Raw genomic sequence first — 16,747 nt, 5'->3', positions numbered from 1 at the left:
AAATCGGGAAACCGGCGGTCAAGCCGTTCACGTCAGGTGCCGTTCCAGACCCTTGAGCATTTCCAGACAGGCAGCAAGCTGGTCGCGGCTGACGTATTCGTCGGGTTTGTGAGCCTGCTCGATAGAGCCGGGTCCGCAGACCACGCAATCCATGCCCAGCGACTGGAACAGCCCCGCCTCTGTGCCGAAGGCCACCACATCCGCGCCGTTGGCGCCGGTCAGTTCCGACACGATTTCGGCGATGGCGTTGTGCGGGACCGGGTGCAGGCCTGCGACCTCTCCGATCACCTCGCGGGTGATGGTCGCCTCGGGATGGACGGCGCGCATTCCGGGCAGCAGGGTGGCGGCGTAGCGGTCGATTTCGGTCAGCACATGGTCGGCGTCAGACTGTTGCACCGGGCGCATTTCCCAGTCGATCTCGGCATGGTCGGGGATGACGTTGTGCGCGTGGCCCGACTGGATACGGCCAATGTTGAGCGTGGTCCACGGCGGGGTAAACGGGCTGTCCACGGGCGCGCGGCGGCGCAGATCCTGTTCCAGCTCCATCAGCCTTCCGGCATAGCGTGTGGCACAGACGGCGGCGTTCACGCCGTGATCCGGGGTAGAGCCGTGGCCCGCGCAGCCGGTGATCCGGGTGGTGTATTCGAAACAGCCCTTATGTCCATCGATGACGCGCATCATTGTCGGCTCCCCCAGGATGGCGGTGGCGGGGCGTAATTCGCGGGCGCGCAGTTCCTCAACCAGGGCGCGGGCGCCGAAACAGCCGACTTCTTCGTCGTAGGTCAGGACGATGTGGACGGGACGTTTCAGCGGCCATTGCGCGATCTGCGGTGCAATTGCCAGCACGCAGGCAATGAAGCCCTTCATGTCACAGGCCCCGCGTCCGTACAGACGCCCCTCACGATCCTCCATGACGAAGGGATCAGAGGACCACTCCTGATCGGCGACGGGCACCACGTCGGAATGGCCCGACAGCACCAATCCGCCGTCGCCCTCTGGCCCGAAACTGGCAAAAAGGTTGGCCTTGGTCCCGGATTCGTCCAGCGAGACGTCACAGACCGCGCCCAGCCCCTTGAGGTAGTTCGACGCCCAGCCGATCAGGTCAAGGTTGCCGTCCGCCGAGACGGTGGGAAACCCGATCAGCTCGCCCAGCAGGCCCTCGGTCCGGTAGAGCAGTTCCATATCAGTCCTTTACGAACATCTTGCGGGGCCGGTCGCAGAGGCATTCGGCGGGCCCGGTGTCGCGGATCAGGATGGATTCGGTAATTTCCAGCCCCCAGTCATCCATCCAGAGGCCGGGCATGAAGTGGAAACACATGCCGGGTTGCAGCACGGTTTCGTCACTGGTGCGGATCGACATGGTGCGTTCGCCCCAGTCGGGCGGATAGCTGAGGCCGATGGAATAGCCGCAGCGCCCGGTGCGCTGGATGCCGCCCTTGGCCAGCGCCGCGTAGAGCGCGCGGGCCACGTCGCCAGCCGTGTTGCCCGCGCGGGCGGCCTGCAATCCGTCCTCTAGCCCCTCGACCAGTGCCTTTTCCGCGTCGAGCAGGTATTGCGGCGGTTTGCCTAGAAAGACGGTCCGGCAAAACGGCGTGTGATAGCGGCGGTAGCAGCCAGCGAGTTCGAAGAATGTCGCCTCTCCGGTCTCAAACGGGCGGCCGTCCCATGTGAGGTGCGGGGCAGAGGCGTCGACGCCCGAGGGCAGCAGTGGCACGATGGCGGCATAATCGCCCCAGTGGCCATCCGCGCCGCGTACTGCGTCGCCAAGGATTTCGGCCACCAGTTCGTTCTTGGGCAGGCCCGGTTCGACCCGATCCAGAATGCCATCGACCATCTTTTCCGAGATCCGCGCGGCGCGGCGCATAAAGGTGATTTCCTCACCGGATTTGACGGCGCGCAGCCAGTTCACCAGCGCCGTAGCGTCGTGGAAGGTGGCGTCGGGCAGTTCGGTCATCAGGGTTTGGTGCGCGCGGGCGGAATAGTAGTAATTGTCCATCTCGACGCCGATGCGGCCCGTGCCGACGCCGCGTGCACGCAGGTGGGCAGCGAGGTCCTGCATCGGATGCACCTCTGTCGATTGGACAAAGTCGTCGGCGTAGCCCAGCACGCGCTCCGGTTCCATCCAGACGGTGCGCAGCGCGCCATTGGCGTCCATCGCGCGGCCCCACCATAGCGGCGGCTCACCGGGGATGACGATCACGCCCTGATGGACGTAAAACGACCAGCCGTCATAGCCGGTCAGCCACGCCATGTTCGACGGGTCCTGCACATAAAGCGCGTCCAGCCCGAGGGTCTGCATCCGCGCCTCTACCAAGGCCAACCGGCGGTCATATTCGGCCATCGTAAACGGGAGATGCGGTGCGGTCATGGGTTTGGTGCCTGTGTGTTCATCCCACCAGCCCTAGGTGCGGGGGGGCGGGGACTTCAAGAGATTTCGGAGTGGAACAGGTTGAGCTTTTACGCGGCGCAAGATTTTCGTGCAGAGAGATTCCCGGCAGGCAAACGGCGGAAAACGACGCTTTGTCGTTGCCTTGACCACTGGTCGCGGCGTCGGGAATCCGTTAGGCAGGGCGTACCCCCTGCAATAAAGGCATTGCGCGCTGCTGCCGGGGTGCGAGGAGCCTCTGGCACCCGATCCGCGCGTGACCCGGGGCTTCCTTTCCAGACAACAGCGGCGCGCTGCCGCGACACAGGAGCCATGGATGAAGACCAATGACCAACTGGCGGAATGGGACCGCGAGAATTTCTTTCACCCCTCGACCCATCTGGCGCAGCACGCGCGCGGCGAAACGCCGACCCGTGTGATCAAGACCGGCGAGGGCTGTCACATCACCGACCGCGACGGCACCCGGCTGTTGGATGCCTTTGCCGGGCTGTATTGCGTGAACGTGGGCTATGGACGCCAAGAGATCGCCGAGGCGATTGCCGAACAGGCGCGGGAACTGGCCTATTACCACGCCTATGTGGGCCACGGGACAGAAGCGTCGATCACCCTGTCCAAGATGATCCTCGACCGTGCGCCTGCGGGCATGTCCAAGGTCTATTTCGGCCAGTCCGGGTCGGACGCGAATGAGACCAACGTCAAGCTGATCTGGTATTACAACAACATCCTTGGGCGGCCCGAGAAGAAAAAGATCATCTCTCGCTGGCGGGGGTATCACGGGTCCGGTTTGGTGACAGGCTCGTTGACCGGGCTGGAGCTGTTTCACAAGAAGTTCGATCTGCCGCTGGCGCAGGTGGTCCACACCGAGGCGCCGTATTACTATCGCCGCGATAATCTGGACCAGACGCCGGAGCAGTTTACCGCGCATTGTGTGGCCGAATTGGAGGCGCTGATTGCGCGCGAGGGCGCGGACACCATCGCGGCCTTTATCGGCGAGCCGGTGCTGGGCACCGGGGGCATCGTGCCGCCGCCGCCGGGCTATTGGGCCGCCATTCAGGAGGTGCTGCGCAAGCATGACATCCTGTTGGTTGCGGATGAGGTCGTCACTGGTTTTGGCCGTCTGGGCAGCATGTTCGGGTCCGATCACTATGGTATGACGCCGGATCTGATCACCATCGCCAAGGGTCTGACCTCGGCCTATGCGCCTTTGTCCGGGTCCATCGTCGGCGACCGCATGTGGAAGGTGCTGGAGCAGGGCACGGATGAGAACGGCCCCATGGGACACGGCTGGACCTATTCGGCGCATCCCATCGGGGCGGCGGCGGGGGTGGCCAACCTCAAGCTGCTGGACGATCTGAACCTGATCCAGAACGCCGGGGACGTGGGTGCCTATCTGCAAGGTGCGCTGCGCGATGCGCTGGGCGATCATGCCAATGTCGGCGAAGTGCGTGGCGAGGGGCTAATGGCGGCGGTGGAATTTGTCGCTGACCGGGACTCGCGCACTTACTTTGACGTGGGCGACAAGGTGGGGCCGCGCATCTCTGCGGCGCTGCTGTCCAAGGGTGTGATTGCGCGGGCGATGCCGCAGGGCGACATCCTTGGCTTTGCGCCGCCCTTCTGCCTGACCCGCGCCGAGGCGGATGAGATCGCAGGCAAGGTGGCGCAGGCGGTGGGTGAGGTCCTGCCGGGCTGAGCCCTTGCTGATCTGAATGACGCGGCCCCGGTCCAAAAGGCCGGGGCCGTTTCTTTTGACAAAGCACAGATCGACTCCTGTGCGGCATATGCGGGCAGGATGGTTGATATGTTGCGGGTCTTGATCGGGCCATCTGTTGCCGGGCGGGCAGGTTTGCTAACTGAATTGCAGACCTAGCTATGCCCGACGGAGGATGAGGAATGCTACTCGACGTCAGGAACGTGACCAAAAGCTTTGCCGGGGCGGATGGGCCGGTGCCGGTTCTGGCGGGTGTGGATATGGCGCTGGACCTTGGTCAGACGCTGTCATTGCAGGGCGAATCCGGGTCGGGCAAGAGCACCTTGATGCATATCGTTGGCGCGCTGGACACGGCGGACAGTGGTGAGATCCTGTTTGATGGGCGTGACATCGCGGCCTTGGACGAGGGCGGGCGGGCTGCGCTGCGCCGGTCTGAGGTTGGCGTGATTTTTCAACAGTTCAACCTGATCCCATCGCTGGATGTGACGGAAAACATCCGCTTTCAGGCGCGGCTTGCAGGGCGTGAAGACCCGGCAGGGGTTGCGCATCTGATCGAGGTTTTGGGCCTTGGCCCGCACGCGCGCAAATACCCCGAGCAACTGTCGGGCGGTCAGCAACAGCGGGTCGCCATCGCGCGGGCGCTGGCGGTGCGGCCCCGGCTGATTTTGGCGGATGAACCGACCGGCAATCTGGATGAAGCGACGGCGGCGGATGTGCTGGACGAGATGCTGTCACTGGTGGCCGATACCGGGGCGGCGCTGATGGTTGTCACGCATTCGCCCGGCGTGGCCGCGCGGATGGACCGGCAGTTGCACCTGCGCGCCGGGCGGTTGGCATGACGCGGGCCTGTTTGCAGGCGCTATGGTCGCATTGGCGGCGCAATCCGTTGCAGTTGTTCACCTTTCTTGCAGGTCTGGCTCTGGCCACGGCGCTGTGGTCTGGCGTGCAGGCGATCAACGCCGAGGCGCGGGCCAGCTATGATGCGGCGGCGGCGACGCTGGGCGAGGGGCGGTTTGACCAGTTGCTTCCCAAGGCCGGTGAGGGGTTTGCGCAGGACACCTATATCGCGCTGCGCCGCGCCGGATGGCAGGTGTCACCGGTGGTGGAGCGGCGTTTGCGGCTGGACGGTGGCGCGGTGCGGGTGATCGGTCTGGACCCGCTGACAACGCCCGGCGCGCTCAGCCCGGTGGCTGGGACGCGGGACATTGATCTGAACGCCTTTCTGACGGTCGGCGTGCTGTTCGCCGATGCGGCGACGGCGGGGCGCTTGGCGGACCTGCCGCAAGAGGTGGTGGTGGATACATCGGTGGCACCGGATACGGTGCTGACGGATGTGGGTGTGGCGCAACGATTGCTGGAGCGGCCCGACCGGTTGAGTCGTCTGATCGTGGCACCGGGGCAGCCGGTTGGCGTGCCGCCGCTGGATGATATTGCGCCGGGGCTGATGCGCATTGCGGCGCAAAGCTCCAGCGACGTGGGGCAGTTGACGGATAGTTTTCACCTGAACCTGACCGCTTTTGGGCTGCTGAGTTTTGCCGTCGGTATCTTCATCGTGCATGGCACCATCGGTCTGGTGTTCGAACAACGGCGCGGCATGGTGCGGACGCTGCGCACGCTGGGCGTGCCGTTGCGGCGGCTGATGGCACTGATGGCGGCAGAGCTGTTGGCGCTGTCGCTGGTGGCCGGAATGATTGGCGTGGTGTTGGGCTATATCGTGGCCGCCCTGCTGCTGCCGGATGTGGCCGCAACGCTGGAGGGGCTGTACGGCGCGCAGGTGGCGGGCGGGCTGCAACTGCGCCCAGTGTGGTGGCTGTCGGGATTGGGGATTGCGGTGCTTGGCGCGGGTCTGGCCGGGGCGGGGGCGCTGTGGAAGATCGCGCGGATGCCGATACTGGCCAGCGCACGGCCCCGTGCATGGGCGATGGTGGCGGGGCGCGGGCGGCAGGTGCAGGGCGGTCTGGCGGTGGTTCTGTTGGCGCTGGCGGCGCTGATCGGAGCGCTGGATCTGGGCCTGCTGGCCAGTTTTGTCCTGCTCGGTTGCCTGATGGTTGGCGCGGCGCTGGCGTTGCCTTTGTTGCTGGGTGTGGTGCTTGCGCTGGGACAGAGGCGGGCACGCGGGGTGATTTCGGGCTGGTTCTGGGCCGATACGCGGCAGCAATTGCCGGGGTTGAGCCTTGCGCTGATGGCCTTGCTGCTGGCGATGGCGGCGAATGTGGGGGTGTCGACCATGGTGTCGAGCTTTCGGCTGACCTTTGTCGATTTCCTTGATCAGCGGCTGTTTGCGGATGCCTATGTGCGCGGTGTCGACGGGGATCAGATGCCCGCGATCGAGGTGTATCTGACCGCGCGCGGCCATGACGTGCTGCCGTTGCTGTCGGTGGATACGCGGCTGGCAGGGGTGCCGTCGGATCTGATGGGCGCGCGCGTGGGGCCCGCCTATGTCGGCAACTGGGCTTTTGTGGATGCATTGCCGGACGCGTGGGACAAGGTCGCGGCGGGTGAGGCGGTCATCGCCAATGAGCAGTTGGTGCGGCGGGCCGGGATGTGGCTGGGCGATGTGTTGGATGTTGGCGGCGGGCTGCGCCTGCCGCTGGTCGGGGTCTACGGCGATTATGGCAATCCGATCGGGCAGGCGATCCTGTCAGAGGCGCGGTTTGTTGCGCTGTTCCCAGAGGAACGCCCCCGGCAATTCGGCGTTCTGGGAGCCGTGACAGAGGATCTGCGCGCGGATCTGGGGGATGAATTTGACGTGCCAGCCAGCAACGTGGTGGATCAGGCGGCGGTCAAGGCGTTCTCCTTGGGCGTGTTTGAGCGGACGTTCACGGTGACGGCGGCGTTGAATGTGCTGACGCTGGGGGTGGCGGGTTTTGCCATCCTGATGAGTCTGCTGACGTTGTCCGCGATCCGTCTGCCGCAGCTTGCGCCAGTCTGGGCGATGGGGCTGACGCGCGGGACGCTGGCGGGGGTCGACCTGCTGCGCGCGCTGGTGCTGGCGGCGCTGACGGCGGTGCTGGCGCTGCCCTTGGGGCTGGCGTTGGCGTGGGTGCTGCTGGCCGTGGTCAATGTCGAGGCGTTTGGCTGGCGGTTGCCGATGTACTTGTTCCCGCTGGATTACGCGCGGCTGGGGCTGTTCACGCTGGCGGCGGCGGGGCTGGCGGCGCTGTGGCCCGCGCTGCGGATGGCGCGCACGCCGGTGTCGCAATTGCTGGGGGTGTTTGCCAATGAGCGTTAGGGCAGTGTTGGTCCTGCTGCTATGGGCGCAAGGCGCACTGGCGCAGGGGTTTGCCGGGTTGGGCACGGATGCCGAGGGCTTTGCTGTGCCGCGTCCCGACCCCGTTTTCGACTTTCCCGCCGACCACGGACCGCACCCGGATTACCGGATCGAGTGGTGGTATCTGACCGCCAACCTGACGGCGACGGACGGCACCGACTATGGGTTACAGTGGACGCTGTTCCGGTCGGCGTTGGCCCCCGGTGAGGCGGCGGGCTGGTCCTCTCCCCAAGTCTGGTTTGCCCATGCGGCGGTCACAACCCCTGACGCGCATCATGTGGCGGAGCGGTTCGCGCGGGGCGGGATCGGGCAGGCAGGGGTGACGGCGGCACCGTTTGAGGCGTGGATCGACGACTGGCGGATGGCCGGGGGGACGTTGAACGCGTTAGACCTGAGCGCTAGCGGGCCCGCGTTCCGCTATGACATGCGGCTAGAGGCGGAGGGGCCTTTGGTGTTTCACGGCGACGGCGGGTTCTCTGTGAAATCCGCCGAAGGGCAAGCCAGTTACTACTATTCGCAGCCGTTCTACCGCATCGAAGGAACGCTGCAGTTGCCAAAGGGGCCGGTGGCGGTCTCTGGCACGGCTTGGCTGGATCGCGAATGGTCGTCACAACCGCTGTCCGAGACGCAATCGGGCTGGGACTGGTTTTCGCTGTCGCTGGACGATGGGGCAAAGCTGATGGGGTTTTTGCTGCGGCAGACCGATGGCAGCAGCTATAGCTCGGCCACATGGATTGGCCCGGACGGCGCCACGCAGGCCTATGGCGACGGCGCCTTTGCGGCCGCGCCGCTGGAGGTGGCCGAGGTCGCCGGGCGACAGATCCCGGTGCGCTGGGCGGTGTCCCTGCCCGACAAGGGGGTCGAGGTGACGGTAGAGGCGGTGAATCACGGCGCGTGGATGGGCCTGTCGATCCCCTATTGGGAGGGGCCGGTACGCATCGATGGCAGTCATTCGGGGCGCGGCTATCTGGAAATGACGGGATACGACTGACAAGTCGGGTGGCGCGCGGGGTTTTTGGTGCAGGGCGCGGCGCTGTCGCGGCTTGTTTTGGAGGAAAAGCCGGCTAGAACGCTGGGCACGTCCGGGGAGGGACCGTTGTGATCGGACTGGCGCACACCTGCATGAACCTGTTGCGTGCGGCGGTCTTTGCGACTGCGGCCTGTTGCGGTGTTGGCCAGTCTGCGGGCGCGACAGAGCAGATCGAACTGATCGTGGATCGCGGAACGCGCGGGATTGAGATTTTCCTTGGCATGCCGGCACGCACGGCCATCACCCGGTTCGGGCTGGACCCGGCGTTGCTGACCGGGACGGGCGGCGCGGTGAACTTTGCGGACTTCGGCGGCGGCACCTGGGACATCGGCGACCATCTTTTGGCGGGGGTCGATGTGCGGATCGGCCGGGCGGCCGCCGAGTTTGAAGCGACCTCACTCATGGTACATCTCAACGAGCAGCGCCTGCCGTTCGAGACGCCGATCGACGGGCTGACCGCGATATCTGTCTGCGGCGTGGCACAACCCGCAACCCCGCCCACGCTGGACGATCTGTATCTGTATGCGGGCTTTGTTGCCTATCCGCCGAACGCGCAAGCGTCGCTGCAGCTCACCCTGCCTGAGGCCCCGGGCGAGAGTCTGGCGGTGACGTTGCGCGAGTACGGACCGAGACATGCCGGGACGGTGCAACGCCTGCATCTGGTTCCGGGGGAGCCTTTGACGCTGGGCGCGCGGGGCTGGTTGTTTTCCCCGGGCGTGATCCTGGCAATTGCTGCGCTGATCGCCCTGCTCGTGCTGCTGCGGGTTTTTCGCAGAGCCTGATCCGGCACCTCTGGGCGCAAGCTGCGACAAAGGGACCGCTCCCAGAGAGTTAGCGCTAAACCGCGACTAAATGACAAGGGCAGATGGCGTTTGCAGGCCTGTGCCACGCTGGACAAGCCGCCGTCAAATGCCGCACCTTGGCGCCATCGCGCCCCGGCCTAGGTTCCTGCCGGACAGCAAACCCGATGGAGGAAATCGTGACACAATTCATCACCCGCCGCACCGCTCTGCTTTCGGCAGCCGCGACTGCGTCGCTGGCCCTGAGCCTGCCGGCTCGCGTGCTGGCGGCCACCACGCATGACATTCAAATGCTGAACAAGCACCCCGAGGATCGCAAGCTGCGCCAGATCTTTCTCCCGCGCATCATCACGATCGAACCGGGCGATACGGTCAAGTTTCTGGCGACCGACAAGGGCCACAACGCCCAGTCGTCCGATGGCATGGCGCCAGACGGCGCTGCCGAGTTCAGAGGCAAGATCAACGAAGAGATCGAAGTCACCTTCGACAAACCCGGCTTTTACGGCTACCAGTGCCAGCCGCATTACGCCATCGGCATGGTCGGCCTTGTGGTCGTCAAGGGCGAGGGCATGATGGACAATCTGGAAGCTGCCAAAGAGGTCAAGCATCGCGGCAAGGCCAAGGCAGTCTGGGGCGACATCTGGGCCGAAGTGGACGGCATGGATCTGTCCGCCTGAACGCGGCACAGCATTACCGAACGAATTGAGGGAGGCGGCGACGCCTCCCTTTTTCGTGGCGCATGCAAAAGGGGACAATAGCGTGGCTTTGGCCGCGTCTTGTTCTTTTGCATTTCGTGGGGGGATGACTGGTGGCGTGGGGGGGACTCGAACCCCCGACCTAACGATTATGAGTCGTTCGCTCTAACCAACTGAGCTACCGCGCCATTCAGTGGGTGGTCGGATACGAAAGGCGCGGGCTGGCGTCAAGGCGTATTTCGTCAAAACACACAGGCAAATGCGCAGGTCTTGGGAGAGCGGGCGTTACATCGCGTCAGCGGGCATGTCCCGCCATGCCGAGGGCGACCGACCGGTCACGCGCAGGAACTCACGGTTGAAATTGGACTTGGTGTTGAACCCACAGGCGTAAATCGCCTCTGTGACGGGCATTCCGTCCTTGAGCAGGGCGCAGGCATGGCGAATCCTATAGCTGTTGACGTGCCGTGACACGTTTTCGCCGGTCTGCCGGTTGATCGCGGCGGACAGTTGCTTGGCCGGGACACGCAGCCGTCGCGCGATGCGGGCCAATGTCAGGTCGGGTTCCAGAAACAGGCGTTCATTCTGCATCAACCCGTCTAGTCGCGTCAGCAATTCGGAATCGCTGGCGTTTTCGGCGCGGTCCCCGGCCTGGGTCTCTGGCGATGTGGGCAATGGGGTGTCGGTCTCGGGCAAAGACATGCCGTCGCGGGTCAGGGCCAACACAGCGACCATCACCAGTGAGACGGAGGACACAAGGCTGACTACCAGCCCGCGAAGCTCTGGCCGACCGGTCAGAAAGGCCACGGCAATGATCAGATCGCCCACAGCCGACAGCAGCAGCGCCACCGCCAGCGCCTGCCAGATGCGGGCGGGCCAGGGGCCCGCGTCCAGCCGGGCACGCGGCAGCGGGTTGGCCGGGCGCAACGCCCAGAGGATGGCCGCGCCGTAGCCCACGAACAGCGCAGGGACAGTCAGGTCCAGCGCCGCGGGCGCCGCGATCAGGCAAAACAGGCCAAAGGCGGGGGCCAGCGCATGGGGCGCGGCCCGTTCCAGTGTCACGCGTTCGAACAGCGCCGCGCGAAAGGCAAACCACGCCACCGGCGGCAAGGCACAGGCCACCAGCGGCAAAGCAGGCATCAGCCATCGCAGGCCATAGTAGTGGACCATCGAGATGGCAAAGCTCTGCCAGGCGCAGAGCGCCAGCAGGGCGGTCACCTCACGCCCGGTGTCGCCGTGGCGCAGCGCATGCACCAGCAGGAACAGGATCAGCAGGGCAAAGATCAGCGGCAGCGGTAGGGCAATCATGTCGGGCACCGGGCGGGTCAGGCGAATGTGAGGACGTCCTTAAACCCGTTCCGTATGTCCGAAAACCGGATTCAGGACGTGTGCGGCAGGTGGATTCTGCAAGTTGGCGACATTGCAACCCAACCCCGGAGAGACCCGATGAAACACCTGTTGACCCCCGCGCTAATCGTTCTTGGCGGCCTTGCCCAGGCGCAACCCATGCTACCCGGCTTTGACCGGATGGATGTCCAGTCCGCGCACCGTGCCCGCCCGCTGGATGCCAGTTTTTACTATCCGGCCGACAATCGCACTTACATGACCGTCATCGGCGACAACCCGATCTTTGACGGGATGCGCGTCTACATGGGGCCGCGGTTTGCCAAAGGAACGCATCCCCTGGTGCTGTTCTCGCATGGTTCTGGTGGTAGTATGGACGGCATGGCGTGGCTGATGGCCGGACTGGCAGAGCGGGGGGCTATCGTGCTGGCGGTAAACCATCCGGGCAGCACCAGCGGCGACAGTTCCCCGCGCCGCTCTGTGCGGTTGGACGCGCGGGCGCAGGATCTGAGCGCCGCGCTGGACCAGTTTCTGGCCGAGCCAGAGTTTGCCGGGGCGGTGGACCCTGATCGGATCTATTCGCTGGGCTTTTCGCTGGGCGGGGCGACGGCGCTTGGCCTTGCGGGGCTGCGGTTCGATGCCGGGGCTTATGCGCCCTATTGTCAGGACGGGGCCAACCGCGCCGATTGCGCCTTTTTCGACAAGGGGGGTGTCGATTTCGGTAATCTGCCCGCGGGGTTTTCCGCCGACATGCGGGATGTGCGGGTGACGGGGGCGATGGCGATCGACCCGGCCTTTACCTATGTTGCGACCAAGGAAAGCGTGGCGGCGCTGGATCTGCCGACTCTGCTGATCAACCTTGGCAAGGCGCATCGGCTGGCGGCATCGGACATGGGGTCAAAGGGCAGCGGGTTCGCCGCGCGCCTGCCGCAGGCCCTTTATGCCGAGATTGCCCCGGCGATCCATTTCACCGCGTTGCCCGAGTGCAAACCCAAAGCTGCCGAAATGCTGGAAGATGAGCAGGACGACCCGATCTGTACCGACCCCGAGGGGACGGATCGCAAAGCGGTTCATCTGCACATGCTGGATGAAATCGCCGGGTTCATGGGGTTGGACTGACGGGTAGGGCGCGGCGCGCGGGCCGCATGCGCCTGTTAAAAAGCAATGGCGCAGCGGCTGTATCAAAGCTTAACGCCCTCGCAAAGATAGATGCGAGGGCGTTGTTGTTGTGGGGGCGTGTGTTTTGGAAATTTACAGGGTGACAGACTGTCTGCGATGGTATGCGCGGCTATTGATACGCTTGTCCGACAAGGCGAAACCTTTGCTTGCCTTGATTGCCAGCAATCAAGCCGCTGCCAGCATTGCCGCGCGCGTCCAATTCCATCTTACCGCCAAATAGACGCTGTCCGCTTGCTTTGTATTCATCGAACTTGAAACCGGTCCCTGTGGCCGTTGTTATCCGAAGTCGGGTTTCCTTCTTTTTGTCGGAGCCGACCTGAGTATATTGGCACCGCCCAAGCGTACGCGTGCAATCATGGGGGATGAATTTAAGCTCAAAGCCGTCCTTGCGGACCCAGCGCACCTGATTGCCGTCCTTATCGAGGTAGGTGGAGAAGACCGGTTTTCCCGAAGGCGCGGCACCGCGGTAGCTATCCAGAATGTAAAAGCGCCCCGATTTCCCCCGGAAAACGTGGTGAATCAGTCCGCCTTGGCTTTGCTTGATGCTGGTATAATCACCGGGCCTAAGGGTTTCCGGCTTCCACCGGATATCCTCTGCGACCGCAGAACTGGCTATGACAGAGAGCGCAAGACCAAGGAAAACAACTGCACGCATGGCATTCTCCGAAAAAGACCACCTATGCGGAGGTGTATTTGAGATCGGCGCATATCGAAACCGAACAAATCAATCAAAGTCGACATCTGAGTGATTTACAGTGGTTGTCACTATGTGATTGGGCTGATTGCGACGCAATAGGCGCAGAGCAAGCCGCACAGCCCCTGTCTGGCAGGGGGGGGCGGGCGCGGTTTCGCGCGCCCGTCCGTTATTTCACGATATGCTCATCCTTGACGAACATGTTGTCCCAAGCGCGGTCGATCAGCTCTGGCGTCATCTTGTAGGGGATGCCCTCAAAGTCGCAGACGGCAATCATCTGGTCGATGAGGAAAATCGGCTGATAGTTGGCGTAGATGTTTTTGATCGTCGGATACTTGTTGCGCAGCAGGTGGACGAGGCTGGCCTCATCCAGTTGCATCTTTTTCTTGCGCGCCACGAGGCTGAAGATCTTGAGGAAGTCCTGCTGGTGCGGTCCGTCGATCTTGATCTTGAAAAAGATCCGGCGCAGCGCGGCCTGGTCGAAAATCTCGTTCGGGTGGAAGTTGGTCGAGAAGATGACCAGCGTGTCGAAGGGGACCTCGAACTTTTCACCCGATTGCAGGGCGAGGATGTCCTTGGATTCCTCCAACGGCACGATCCAGCGGTTGACCAGTTTTTGCGGCGGTTCGGCCTGACGGCCAAGGTCGTCGACGATAAAGATGCCGCCGGTGGATTTTAGCTGTAGCGGCGCCTGATAGGTGCGCGCGGTGGGGTTGTAGACGAGGTCGAGCATGTTCAGCGACAACTCCCCCCCAGTGATGACCGTGGGCCGCTGGCACAGCACATAGCGGCGGTCGAACCGGGCGGTGCGGCGCAGCGCATTGGGGTTCTCATCGTCGCCTTCAGCCTGAGAATGCACGATCGGGTCGTAGACGGTGATGACCTGACCGGAATATTCGATGGCGCGCGGGACATAGATCCGGTCGCCCATCGCGTCGCGAATCCCGTTCGAGATGGAGGATTTGCCGTTGCCCGGTGGTCCATACATCAGGATCGACCGCCCCGAGGACACCGCAGGGCCAAGGTTCGAGATCAGATCATCGGGAAGCACAAGATGGCCCATGGCCCCTGTCAACTGGTCGCGGGTGATCTGGATATTGCGGATCGACTGCCGTTTGACCTGTTCGGCGTAGACAGCCAGCGGGACGGGCATCGGGCCAAAGTATTCTGACTGTGCCAGCGCATCCAGCGCCCGCGCCTTACCGGTATCGGTCAGCTGATAGGGCATCTCTGACGACACCTCGCCGGAGGGGCCCATGGTGCCCATGGCCTCCATCAGACCCTGTCCGCGGCACATGTCGATCAGTTCTTGGGTGACTGGCACGGGCAGGCAGACTGTCCGGGCCAGATCGGTCACCACGTTGGTGTTCTTGCGGAACATCGTTTTCAGGATGATGTCGCGCATCATCACCAGCGGAAGCTGCATCTCTTCGATGCGCTTGGGTAGCGGCGGGGCCATGACGGCGCCGGTCTCCATGTTCATGTCGGATCTGCCCTCAACTGCGTTGCGCCAACACTGCTGCGGGATTGTGGCGGCAGGGCGGCAGAGGTGAGGAAACACGCGGACCGATGGTCCTGCGGGTGGCCAAGGCGCGCGATGCCGCCTTGGCAGAAGGTCAGGGGGTGGGGGTGGATTGGCCGTAGAACAGCCCCAGCCCAAGGTAGATCGCCAGCGTCCCGCCAAGGGCCAGCCCCATCGGGAATCTGGAGCCCGCCTCCCAGCTGTGCCAGTCCGGCGCCAGTTGACGCAGTGGCGTCCGTTTGGCCAGCCGGTGCGAGACGAAAGCCGCCAGCAGGTTGGCGGCAAACAGCGCCATGAGAAAGCGCAGATCGGCAAGGTGGATAAACGGCGCAGCAGCGGCGGCGAATTTGGCGTCGCCGGCCCCCATGGCACCGCCTGCGTTCAGCGCAATCCCCGCCACCAGAACAACCACCAGATGCAGGTAGCGCCACAGATAGGCATCCAGCGGCAGCACAATGGCGCCGACAATGAGATAGACGACAAACAGCGCCACAACCGCATGGTTGGGAATGCGCATTCCCTTCATGTCGGTATAGCAGATGTAGACGCAGATCGGCAGGACGAACGGCAGGAACCACGCAGCCGCAAAGACGCTCAGCGACACCGGATCAAGCCTCTTCGAGGGCGGCCAGCGCGCGAGCGGCGGCGTCAAAGTGTTGGGGATGCGTTTCCAGCGCCTCGCGCAACAGCGCCTTGCCGGTCTTGACGTCACCGCTCTTGATGGCGGCCAGACCAAGGGTGTGCAGCAGTTCGGCGCGTTCAACCTGCGTCATCGGAATCACGGGCAGTTCGTATTTGCCCTGCGCGCCGCGCGCCATCACCAGATTGTTCTTGGCGGTGAACAGCTTTTCATCGTGGCGGATCGCCTCGACAAACAGCTTTTCGGCGGCGGGCAGGTCGCCGCGCGCCAGTTTGGAGTAGCCCCAGTTGTTCAGCACAGAGGCGGGTTTGGTCGTCAGGCCAACCGCCACCTCATAGAAACTGTCAGCCTTTTTCCACTCTTCGTTGCCGTCGGCGATCATCGCCTCCAGCCGGTAGCGTTTGAAGGTTTCGAACGTCGGCGGAATGGCGTCGAGCACCTTTTCGGCCTGTTCCCAGTCCCCGGCGCGGATCAGTGTATCGGCCAGTTGGACCTTGTCCCCATCGTTGCTGTCCTCGTGGGCGACCACCTTGGCCCAGGCCACTTTGCCCTCTTGAACGCGCTTGGCGCGCACCAAAGAGATTGCCAGACCGCGCAGGACGTCAATTCGGTCGGGGTTTTCGGACGCGGTGCGCTGGAAATAGGCGACCGCCTCATTCGGGTCGCCCACGGTCAGCATGACCTCGTTCAGATCGCTTTCGTCGACGACGTTCACGCCCTGGAACTTGCGGTCCATTTCGGCGCTGTTGATGTCTTTTTCACAGGCCGAAAGCGCGACCACGCCGGCCGCGCAAATGGAAACGAGAATAGGATGGCGCATTTTGCCTGCGTCCTTGTGCTGCTCTGCCTCTGTCCCGCCTTTTTTGGCGGTTGTTTTTTTGCCCCGATGTTACGAGGCGGGTAATCGTCAACTGCCGGTGTTACGGATAAGATAATCTCCGTGCCCGCGGCGAACGATCTTGTATTCTTGCTCTACTTCCGGACCATAAACGGAATTATCCAATTTTGCGAGCGCCAAGCGCAGATTGTCGCGAATTGAGTCACTTTGGCCATTGTCCAGCGCATAGGCGCGGCGGAATACCTCTGTCGCCTCTGCCGTCTCACCCTTTTCGATCAGCACAATGCCCAGATTGTTCCACGCCTCGGCCCAGTCCGGCTCTGCCTTGACGGCGCGGCGCAACATCGGTTCGGATTGATGCAGCCGTCCCAGCCCGAGATTTGCGGACCCCAGCGCCATCAGAACCTCTCCGTTCAGACCCTGTTCCGCTGCGGCGCGGGTAAAAGCCTCTAGCGCCAGTTCGAATTGCCCGGCAGCCATCAACCGGTGGCCGACCGTCAGCCCGTCGACCGCGTCGCCGCGCGGATCGAGGCCGGGCGCATAGGGCGAGGCGTCCGGGTCCGGCCCAACCGCAGACGGGCCGCCTGCGGTGCAGGCGGCCAGTTGCGTCAGGATCAGTATGGCCCAAAGAGCCTGTTTCATT

Annotated in this window: 15 protein-coding genes and 1 tRNA gene; 7 read left to right on the top strand and 9 right to left on the bottom strand. The window is 63.7% G+C overall.

Annotated elements, in window-relative coordinates:
• Positions 1-27 precede the first annotated feature (27 nt).
• Both argE and ANTHELSMS3_RS21900 read right to left on the bottom strand, forming a co-directional pair.
• On the bottom strand, positions 28-1,182 hold the full coding sequence (gene argE / locus ANTHELSMS3_RS21905) for an acetylornithine deacetylase (RefSeq protein ID WP_198319853.1): 1,155 nt from the start codon (positions 1,180-1,182) through the stop codon (positions 28-30).
• Position 1,183: 1 nt separating this feature from the next.
• Positions 1,184-2,368: a M24 family metallopeptidase gene (locus ANTHELSMS3_RS21900; RefSeq protein WP_094036730.1), complete on the bottom strand. Its 1,185-nt coding sequence runs from the start codon at positions 2,366-2,368 to the stop codon at positions 1,184-1,186.
• Positions 2,369-2,702: 334 nt separating this feature from the next.
• Between ANTHELSMS3_RS21900 and ANTHELSMS3_RS21895 the strand changes: the two genes are divergently transcribed.
• The 6 genes from ANTHELSMS3_RS21895 (at position 2,703) to ANTHELSMS3_RS21870 (ending at position 9,872) form a co-directional block, all read left to right on the top strand.
• Entirely contained in the window at positions 2,703-4,076 is a 1,374-nt protein-coding gene (locus ANTHELSMS3_RS21895) for an aspartate aminotransferase family protein (protein ID WP_094036729.1), read from the top strand.
• Positions 4,077-4,276: 200 nt separating this feature from the next.
• Positions 4,277-4,933, top strand: a complete 657-nt coding sequence (locus ANTHELSMS3_RS21890; RefSeq protein WP_094036728.1) for an ABC transporter ATP-binding protein — start codon at positions 4,277-4,279, stop codon at positions 4,931-4,933.
• Complete coding sequence (locus ANTHELSMS3_RS21885) at positions 4,930-7,326, top strand: FtsX-like permease family protein (RefSeq protein ID WP_094036727.1); 2,397 nt, start codon at positions 4,930-4,932, stop codon at positions 7,324-7,326. Before ANTHELSMS3_RS21890 ends, ANTHELSMS3_RS21885 begins: the two co-directional genes overlap by 4 nt.
• Positions 7,316-8,356 carry a lipocalin-like domain-containing protein gene (locus ANTHELSMS3_RS21880; protein ID WP_094036726.1) on the top strand — a complete coding sequence of 347 codons (1,041 nt, stop codon included), beginning with the start codon at positions 7,316-7,318 and terminating at the stop codon, positions 8,354-8,356. Before ANTHELSMS3_RS21885 ends, ANTHELSMS3_RS21880 begins: the two co-directional genes overlap by 11 nt.
• A gap of 107 nt (positions 8,357-8,463) precedes the next feature.
• On the top strand, positions 8,464-9,177 hold the full coding sequence (locus ANTHELSMS3_RS21875) for a hypothetical protein (RefSeq protein WP_157733605.1): 714 nt from the start codon (positions 8,464-8,466) through the stop codon (positions 9,175-9,177).
• 197 nt (positions 9,178-9,374) lie between these two features.
• On the top strand, positions 9,375-9,872 hold the full coding sequence (locus ANTHELSMS3_RS21870) for a pseudoazurin (protein WP_254694809.1): 498 nt from the start codon (positions 9,375-9,377) through the stop codon (positions 9,870-9,872).
• A 129-nt stretch (positions 9,873-10,001) separates the two neighbouring features.
• Here the strand turns inward: ANTHELSMS3_RS21870 and ANTHELSMS3_RS21865 are convergent.
• Both ANTHELSMS3_RS21865 and ANTHELSMS3_RS21860 read right to left on the bottom strand, forming a co-directional pair.
• Positions 10,002-10,078, bottom strand: a tRNA-Met gene (locus tag ANTHELSMS3_RS21865).
• 97 nt (positions 10,079-10,175) lie between these two features.
• On the bottom strand, positions 10,176-11,195 hold the full coding sequence (locus tag ANTHELSMS3_RS21860) for a helix-turn-helix domain-containing protein (protein ID WP_094036723.1): 1,020 nt from the start codon (positions 11,193-11,195) through the stop codon (positions 10,176-10,178).
• A 138-nt stretch (positions 11,196-11,333) separates the two neighbouring features.
• Between ANTHELSMS3_RS21860 and ANTHELSMS3_RS21855 the strand changes: the two genes are divergently transcribed.
• Positions 11,334-12,350, top strand: a complete 1,017-nt coding sequence (locus ANTHELSMS3_RS21855) for an alpha/beta hydrolase family protein (protein ID WP_094036722.1) — start codon at positions 11,334-11,336, stop codon at positions 12,348-12,350.
• 169 nt (positions 12,351-12,519) lie between these two features.
• On the opposite strand, the gene ANTHELSMS3_RS21850 is transcribed toward ANTHELSMS3_RS21855, so the two are convergent.
• The 5 genes from ANTHELSMS3_RS21850 to ANTHELSMS3_RS21830 all read right to left on the bottom strand — a co-directional run bounded on the left by ANTHELSMS3_RS21850 (position 12,520) and on the right by ANTHELSMS3_RS21830 (position 16,746).
• Positions 12,520-13,065, bottom strand: a complete 546-nt coding sequence (locus ANTHELSMS3_RS21850; RefSeq protein WP_094036721.1) for a hypothetical protein — start codon at positions 13,063-13,065, stop codon at positions 12,520-12,522.
• A 208-nt stretch (positions 13,066-13,273) separates the two neighbouring features.
• Positions 13,274-14,587 (bottom strand): ATPase, encoded by a 1,314-nt coding sequence (locus tag ANTHELSMS3_RS21845; protein WP_094036720.1) that lies wholly within the window; start codon positions 14,585-14,587, stop codon positions 13,274-13,276.
• Between the two features lie 133 nt (positions 14,588-14,720).
• Positions 14,721-15,230: a prepilin peptidase gene (locus tag ANTHELSMS3_RS21840; protein ID WP_094037296.1), complete on the bottom strand. Its 510-nt coding sequence runs from the start codon at positions 15,228-15,230 to the stop codon at positions 14,721-14,723.
• Between the two features lie 4 nt (positions 15,231-15,234).
• Positions 15,235-16,086, bottom strand: a complete 852-nt coding sequence (locus ANTHELSMS3_RS21835) for a tetratricopeptide repeat protein (RefSeq protein ID WP_094036719.1) — start codon at positions 16,084-16,086, stop codon at positions 15,235-15,237.
• Positions 16,087-16,173: 87 nt separating this feature from the next.
• On the bottom strand, positions 16,174-16,746 hold the full coding sequence (locus ANTHELSMS3_RS21830) for a tetratricopeptide repeat protein (protein WP_094036718.1): 573 nt from the start codon (positions 16,744-16,746) through the stop codon (positions 16,174-16,176).
• Between the last annotated feature and the right edge of the window lies 1 nt (position 16,747).

It is taken from the genome of Antarctobacter heliothermus (assembly GCF_002237555.1).
Taxonomy (GTDB): Bacteria; Pseudomonadota; Alphaproteobacteria; order Rhodobacterales; family Rhodobacteraceae; genus Antarctobacter; species Antarctobacter heliothermus_B.
This window is presented reverse-complemented; position numbering and strand designations above follow the sequence as displayed.